At 50.0% G+C, this 7,148-nt stretch carries 6 protein-coding genes, 1 rRNA gene and 1 riboswitch; of the genes, 6 read left to right on the forward strand and 1 reads right to left on the reverse strand.

Features of this window, described 5'->3' with window-relative positions:
- Positions 1 to 14: 14 nt before the first annotated feature.
- Entirely contained in the window at positions 15 to 1,001 is a 987-nt protein-coding gene (locus NDA02_RS10465; protein WP_190790109.1) for an aldo/keto reductase, read from the forward strand.
- Between the two features lie 282 nt (positions 1,002 to 1,283).
- Positions 1,284 to 1,439: riboswitch (cobalamin riboswitch) on the forward strand.
- A 507-nt stretch (positions 1,440 to 1,946) separates the two neighbouring features.
- Positions 1,947 to 2,342 carry a DUF1636 domain-containing protein gene (locus tag NDA02_RS10470; protein ID WP_348254917.1) on the forward strand — a complete coding sequence of 132 codons (396 nt, stop codon included), beginning with the start codon at positions 1,947 to 1,949 and terminating at the stop codon, positions 2,340 to 2,342.
- 4 nt (positions 2,343 to 2,346) lie between these two features.
- Here NDA02_RS10470 and NDA02_RS10475 read toward each other — a convergent pair whose 3' ends face one another.
- The gene (locus NDA02_RS10475) at positions 2,347 to 4,278 is read right to left on the reverse strand and encodes a heavy metal translocating P-type ATPase (protein ID WP_190790108.1); all 1,932 of its coding nucleotides are present in this window, start codon (positions 4,276 to 4,278) and stop codon (positions 2,347 to 2,349) included.
- 83 nt (positions 4,279 to 4,361) lie between these two features.
- Between NDA02_RS10475 and NDA02_RS10480 the strand changes: the two genes are divergently transcribed.
- The 4 genes from NDA02_RS10480 to NDA02_RS10495 form a co-directional block, all read left to right on the forward strand.
- Positions 4,362 to 5,495: a precorrin-8X methylmutase gene (locus tag NDA02_RS10480; RefSeq protein ID WP_190790110.1), complete on the forward strand. Its 1,134-nt coding sequence runs from the start codon at positions 4,362 to 4,364 to the stop codon at positions 5,493 to 5,495.
- 262 nt (positions 5,496 to 5,757) lie between these two features.
- Positions 5,758 to 5,928: a metallothionein gene (locus NDA02_RS10485; protein ID WP_348254919.1), complete on the forward strand. Its 171-nt coding sequence runs from the start codon at positions 5,758 to 5,760 to the stop codon at positions 5,926 to 5,928.
- 19 nt (positions 5,929 to 5,947) lie between these two features.
- A complete protein-coding gene (locus NDA02_RS10490; RefSeq protein WP_348254921.1) occupies positions 5,948 to 6,355 on the forward strand; it encodes a metalloregulator ArsR/SmtB family transcription factor in 408 nt (135 codons plus the stop codon).
- Positions 6,356 to 7,035: 680 nt separating this feature from the next.
- Positions 7,036 to 7,148: ribosomal RNA gene (locus tag NDA02_RS10495) — 16S ribosomal RNA — on the forward strand; the annotation flags it as partial.

Here is a 7,148-nt window from a genome sequence, read left to right on the forward strand (position 1 = left end):
AACCACATACCACCATGCCCACCCGACCGCTCGGTGACTCTGACCTTCATATTACCCCGATTGGCTATGGAGCTTGGGCGATCGGTGGTGGAGATTGGCAATTTGGCTGGGGTCATCAGGAAGACCAGGACTCGATCGCTGCAATTCATCGGGCACTCGATCTGGGCATGAACTGGATTGATACTGCCGCGATTTACGGCCTGGGACATTCTGAGGAAATTGTGGGGAAGGTGCTGAAAGAGCGATCCCGCAGGGCTGCGGGCATCGGTGCCCGGTCGGAGCGTCCCTATGTGTTCACCAAATGTTCGATGATCTGGAACGAAGCGCGTGAAATTAGCCGCAGCTTAAAAGCTGATTCCCTTCGCCGCGAATTGGAAGCTAGCCTGCGCCGCCTCCAGGTAGAAACGATCGATCTCTATCAGATTCACTGGCCCAATCCAGACTCAGACATCGAGGAAGGCTGGAGTACACTGGCAAAGTTTAAAGAAGAGGGAAAAGTCCGCTACATTGGCGTTTCAAACTTTAGTGTGGAACAGATGCGCCGCGCTCAGGCGATCGCCCCCATTACCTCGCTTCAGCCGCCCTACTCGCTGGTAAAACCTGGTGTGGAGCAGGAAATTTTACCGTTCTGCCAGCAAAATAATATTGGCGTAATCGTTTACTCGCCGATGCAGTCTGGCTTGCTGACCGGAGCCATGACCCTAGAGCGCATCGCTAATCTGGCAGACGACGACTGGCGCAAGAGTAGCTCTGAATTTCAGGAACCACGCCTGTCTCGTAACCTAAAACTGGTTGAACTTCTGCGGCAAGTTGGACAGTCTCATGGCCGATCGCCCGGAGAAGTTGCCATCGCCTGGACGCTTCGCCACCCCGCTGTCACTGCTGCGATCGTGGGAGGACGGAGCGGAAAGCAGGTTGAGGGCATTATTAGCGCGGCTCAATTTCGCCTGACCGAGGAAGAACTCCGTCAAATTGATGGCTTTCTGCGGGAAAATCCTTAAGTCGATAGATTAATCATCTAGCTCAATTGCTGAGTTCGTGCGGATAGCGATCGAGCCAGGCTTGTTGGATGCCTAAGGATTGCAGCAAATCAGCAGTAGAGAAGTATCCCTCCTGGAGAATGACGCGAATCCTCCAGGGAGGGTTGAAGGCAAGTTCTGGATTTTGAAAAATGAGTGCTCAGAATTTTTCTGATGATAAGAAACTTGTGCAAATCCATCAGAAAATTCAGATTTTATCGATTGAAATTGTGCCTTGAACTGCCTCTCTACCCCAACCGTGCTAAGGTTTAAGTTGATATCGGTTTTGATGGGGAGCAGCCATCAAACGTAAGGGGGAAAGTTTGGTGCAAATCCAACGCTGTCCCGCAACTGTGATGAGACGGTGATGCAATGAAGTGTCTCTGAGTCAGGATGCCCGCCGATTGACTTCATGACCCTATCTGCGAGGTACAGATTGTGTTTCAAGCGTTTATGTTGCAAGAGTTTGTGCTTCAAAAATTCTCAAGCTTTGGGCCGAGAATGTCCCATTGCTTAAAGCGATCGCCCACAAGCTAACAGCAGACATTCTGAGGATACTTTGAGCAGCGGCTCAACAGATGCTTACCAGATACTTATCAAAGTGTCACGATGTTGATTCGCTATGAACCGATGCTGAGCCTGATTCTGTTGACTGTAGAGTTTCGATACAAACGATCAGTTTTATTTCCTTCAGTCCTATCCTGATGCTCAAGAATTCTGCATGAGTGTTTATACAATACGGCAACCAATGCGGCAACAGGCTGCGATCGTCCTGCTCTTGCAATAAGTGCTCGCTGTAAGGAGATGTTTTGGGAACAAACCGTTGGGTAACAAGCCGGAAAAATACAGCTCTGGAAACAATGCAGATCTAGAACATCGAACGACGACTAACTTGAAAAATTGACCTGAAAATTATTCTTAATCATGATGCAAAACACTTTATTTGTCTGTGTTCTCTGCCGTTCTTCTCAATTAGAAACAAACCAATTAAGTCCAGGTCAAATCCTGTTCGATCGCTTAAAAGAAGAACTGGCAAATTGTGACTGGAACGAGGCAATTTGCCTTCAACCTGTACGCTGTATGGGGGCTTGCAGCCGTTCCTGTGTTGTGGCACTGGCTGCTCCCAATAAGCTCACTTTTATTTTGAGTGAACTGTCTGCGCTCGAATCTGTTGCTGAACTGCTGCAATTTAGCCAACAGTATTCAGATAGCGCAAGCGGTAAGGTTCCCTATCGAGAACGTCCGGCTGCTGTGAAGCAAGGTATTCATGCAGTTTTGCCGCCGCTGCCCGTTTTACCGCAAGCGATCGATCTAACCTCTTAGAAGCCTAACTTCTAAGAAGCCGTAGACCACTCAGGGTCACGAGAACAGTTGATCCTTCGTGTCCAATCACGCCCAATGGCAGTGTAATATCGCCGACAAAATTGGCGGTAATGAGCAGCAAAATGAATGCCAGCGCAAAGATGATATTTTGTTTTACTACGAATTGGGAACGCTTTCCCAGTCGAATCGCGGCTGCAATTTTTTCCAGGCGATCGGTCATCAAAACAATGTCTGCGGTTTCTAATGCGACATCACTGCCTGCGGTTCCCATTGCAATTCCGACTGTTGCCTGAGCGAGTGCAGGCGCATCATTAATTCCGTCACCCACCATGACCACCGTTTCATACTTTTGCTGGAGTTGCTGAATAATTTGAAGCTTCTCTTCTGGCAGCAGTTCGGCATATACCCGATCGATTCCAACCATCTGTGCCACACTATCTGCGGTTTGTTGATTATCTCCAGTCAACATCACGATCGCTTCGATTCCCATTCGTTTGAGCTGAGCAATTGCCCTGGCTGCCTCTGGCCGAACCGCGTCGGCGATCGCAATCAGTCCCAGCACCTCCGCTTCCTGAGCGACCCAAACGACTGTTTTTCCATCTTGTTCGAGCTGGTGACTGGCTGCTAGCAGATCTGCGGGAATTTGCTGAATCTTGGATCGCACAAAAGCCGCTTTGCCGACGCGAACCGAAATATTACCTTTTAACCCGGTGATCCCCTGTCCCGGCTGTGCTTGTACGAAGGTCAGCGATAGATTTTGGGATGAACTTCCGGTAGAAGTTATCCGCGCTGCCCGTTGACAAATTGCCTGCCCGATCGGATGTTCTGAATAAGTTTCTAGCGCGGCGGCAAGTTCCAGCACCTCTGCTTCCTGGTATCCCAATGCCGGAATCACTTTGCACACTTGGGGCTGTCCGGTGGTGAGCGTTCCGGTTTTGTCAAAGGCAATCGCCCTCACTCTTCCCATTAATTCCAACTGAGCCCCGCTCTTAAACAGAATTCCCTGTCTGGCTCCGTTTGCAATGCCTGAAAGCAGCGTCGGCATGATTGCAGCTACCAAGGCACAGGGAGAGGCAACCACCAGAAAAATCAATGCCCGGTAAATCGTCGTTTCCCAGCTCCAGCCCCACAAGAAAGGCGGTAAAATCGCCAGCAGCACACCCATCAGAACAACCACACGGGCATAGCCTCGCTCAAACCGTTCGATAAACTGCTGGGAAGGCGGCTTCTCGGTCTGTGCCTGTTCCACCACGCGGATGATTTTTTGCAGCAGGCTGCTTTCTGGCGGTTGATGCACGTTGAGCAGCAATGCTCCGTAGCCATTCAGGGTTCCGGCAAATACCTCATTCCCAGCGGTTTTCTCGATCGGCAGCGATTCTCCCGTGATAGCGGCTTCATTCAGAGCGGTCTCTCCCTCCAAAATGACTGCATCTGTTGGAATTAGTTCTCCTGGCTTGACTCGGATGCGATCGCCTACTCTTAGTTCTGCAATCGGCATCATGCGCTCTTGTCCATTGACGACCACGCGTGCAGTGTCTGGCGTGAGGCTCATCAGGCTGCGGATACTGCGTTCTGTATGCCGCATTGCATAACTCTCCAGTGCACCGCTAGTGGCAAAAATCAGGATCAGCATAGCTCCATCAACAATTAGATGGTATTCGTGCCGCCATAGTCCCAGAAAAGCGGCTCCCAGGGCTGCCACGATCATCAGCAGGTCAACATCTAACTCCCTTTCCTGAAACAATGTAGTCAAGCCTTCACGGGCACTTTCCCAGCCTCCAACCACATAGGCAATTGGCAGCAGCAGTAGTGCCAGTCCCAGCCAGTTCAAATGCAATGCAGTCCAGCCCAGAAACACCAGAACACCACACAGCAAGGCAGCGATCGCATCAGGATGATCTGTGGCAAGCCGAGGAAGACGAGTCGGATAAAGCATGGGCAGAGTCAGAAACACCTGCTCTCAGGCTAAACCCTGACACTGATGTTAATGTCAAGAATAAAGACTTTAACTCAGACAAGATGGCGCAGGTATTGACGATTAAAGAACTGACTGATGCAGTTGGGGGCGGAATCACACCCCGCATGGTGCGGCACTATCATCAGCTCGGGCTGCTGCCTCAACCTGCCCGCTCGCCTGGAAACTACCGCCTTTATACTGACTCAGATGTGCAGCGACTCAAGCAGATTGTTGCCCTCAAACAGCAGGGGTTTCAGCTTGCCCATATCCTAAAATTGCTGGCAGCAGACCCAAGTCACGATGCACCGGAAACATTGCTGTCTCAGCTTCAGCGACAATATCAGACCGTGATCGAGCAAATCACCCGGCTCCGGCAAACTGCATCTGCATTGGAGCATTTACTCGGACGCGATCGCTCCTGTCAAGCGGCCCAGGCAGAAGTGCTGGCGCACTTGAAACCGCTAGAGGCACAGACACAAACTCATCTGCATTGCTTTGAGGAACTGTGGAATCAAATAGATGCTGAGGTTCATACCCATCCCGAAGCGTTTGGGGAATCTCTGCAACGGCTCTTACCTGACCTAGGCGATCGTTCCGAGATTGAAGTGGATTTGATTGCCCGACTGGTGCTGGCTTGTGGGGATGTTAGCTTAGCTTCATTTGTGCGATTGGGGAAAGGAGCAACTACCGCAGAGCGTAACTGTGGAGCGATCGCTGCCAGCCGAGAGGCGTTAAAGGCAGGTTGTCTCGTTATTGCCGATGTGCCGATGGTAATGACAGCCCTAGATCAGCCTCGTCTGCGGCATTTAGGCTGCAAAACAGCGACGCTAATCGATGACCCACATATTACCAGCGCAACAGATGCAGAACAGTTGTTTTGGCAGCAGACTTGGAGAGAACGCTTAAGCAGTTGTCCAAACGGGTGCATTTTCGTGGTGGGCTATGCGCCCTCAGTTTTGCTAGCACTGTGTGAAGCAATTGCCCAGGGAACTATTCAACCCGCTTTGGTGATTGGGATGCCGATTGGCTTTAGCCATGCACCCATTGCTAAACAGCAATTAATGCAGTCGGGAGTTCCGTTTATTACGATCGAAGGTTCCACCGGTGGAGGACTGCTTGCCGCTATAGCACTCAATTCACTCGCAGAATCCCTCATTGCGAAGCCAGACTGTCATTGTTATCTCACTGGGCGCTAACAAGCACGCAGCGAACGAGGGGATGCATCTGATCGCGAAGCTAAACAAAGTGCAGCTTTCTCAATTCTCTGGCGAAAGATCTCTGGCGAAATAGATGCCTTGCCTGTTCGCTCCGCACAGGATACTTACCGAATAATAGAAAACGACGTAAATTATGCTGATCCGGCAAGTAGTTTGAGCGCTCGTTAAGATTTTTGCAATCTAATACCTGAATACCTGTTCAGATATAAAATAGTCGAAAACATAGTGATGGAAAACTTCAATGACGACAGTGATGCAAATGAAGTGTGCTTGCCCTCATTGTCTGTGTATTGTTAACCTGAGCGATTCAGTCATGAAAGATGGTAGAGCCTTCTGCGGTGATGCTTGTGCCAATGGACATCCCCCTGGATCATCAGGCTGTGGTCATACAGGCTGCGGCTGCTATTCTTAGGTTTCCACTCATTTCCCGAATGCTCGATCACCCGACTGAACCTTACTCTGAAACACCCGAAGACGGGGAAGACCTTTGCTGTGAGCTTCCCCATACTGCTCATGCTGACTCTGCCGATCGCCTGCAACGCGAATCCTTGAGCAGCGAAAAAGCACAGCGCATGGCAGAATTTCTCGGTTTTCTGGCTGATCCCAATCGATTGCGAATTTTGTCGATTCTGGCAAATCAGGAGATGTGTGTAGGCGATCTGGCAATGGCTGTGGGTATGAATGAATCCGCCGTATCCCATCAGTTGAGAACCTTGCGGGCAATTCGCTTGGTTAGCTCCCGCAAACAGGGGCGGCACGTGTTTTACCGACTGCAAGACCATCATGTTCTTAGCTTCTATGAAGCCGTAGTTGAGCATTTAGACGAACCTGCCGACTAATTCGCTCACTGTTCGCCAAAGCCCTGCCTGCGTGAAGCCTATGATCAACAGTTAATTCATCGTTCGCGCCTGAACGGTTCAGTCCGATCTGGAACATTTTGTGCACAGTTTGCCTTTGCTGACTGCCGTTTTGACTAAAGCCTGGAGCAATCTCCTGACAATCAGCAGTTCAACTTGGCAGAGCCAGCGCTCATCAGCACTCATTTCTCACTCAATACTGCCACCCTTCTGTAAACACCTTGCCCTGAGCGATCGTTAACACAGTCGCGCTATAGCCCAAATTCCTGCCTGTTCATAGTTGAACAAGCTCTTCTCCTAGAAAAATCTGAGATCATTGAGTCTAAAAATAAAACTCGCTGGCTTAAGAGGCTCAAGAAGTTATCTAAATTCTTACTCTCACTAGCCTTCAGCAATTTCCCAAGAATTTTGAGGGGTGTGGGTTGACAGTGAGGAGGTAGGTTAGTTATATTGATAAAGCGGTGGAGGGAGCGAGGCCAAAGCGAACGAGCTAAGGCGACGTTTCTGAGACCAGAACCTCGACAATTAGATAGATTGAAAGTCAGCATAACATCACTAAGCCGTAAATGCAATGATGTTTCAGTAAGAGGAAACTCACTGAGGCAATTAAACGGATAACTTACAGAGAGCTAACAAACAAACTTGTTTGAGGTTCTACCTTTAACATGGAGAGTTTGATCCTGGCTCAGGATGAACGCTGGCGGTCTGCTTAACACATGCAAGTCGAACGGGATGCTTCGGCATCTAGTGGCGGACGGGTGAGTAACGCGTGAGA

Origin of the sequence: Leptolyngbya sp. ST-U4 (genome assembly GCF_039962215.1) — a bacterium.
Taxonomy (GTDB): Bacteria; Cyanobacteriota; Cyanobacteriia; order Elainellales; family Elainellaceae; genus Leptolyngbya_A.

What these genes read in the sequence shown, in the direction of transcription:
- NDA02_RS10465 (WP_190790109.1), top strand. Translation starts at nt 15, where the DNA reads ATGCCCACCCGACCGCTCGGTGACTCTGACCTTCATATTACCCCGATT.
- NDA02_RS10480 (WP_190790110.1), top strand. Translation starts at nt 4,362, where the DNA reads ATGGCGCAGGTATTGACGATTAAAGAACTGACTGATGCAGTTGGGGGC.
- NDA02_RS10490 (WP_348254921.1), top strand. Translation starts at nt 5,948, where the DNA reads ATGCTCGATCACCCGACTGAACCTTACTCTGAAACACCCGAAGACGGG.
- NDA02_RS10475 (WP_190790108.1), bottom strand. Translation starts at nt 4,278, where the DNA reads ATGCTTTATCCGACTCGTCTTCCTCGGCTTGCCACAGATCATCCTGAT.
- NDA02_RS10470 (WP_348254917.1), top strand. Translation starts at nt 1,947, where the DNA reads ATGCAAAACACTTTATTTGTCTGTGTTCTCTGCCGTTCTTCTCAATTA.
- NDA02_RS10485 (WP_348254919.1), top strand. Translation starts at nt 5,758, where the DNA reads ATGACGACAGTGATGCAAATGAAGTGTGCTTGCCCTCATTGTCTGTGT.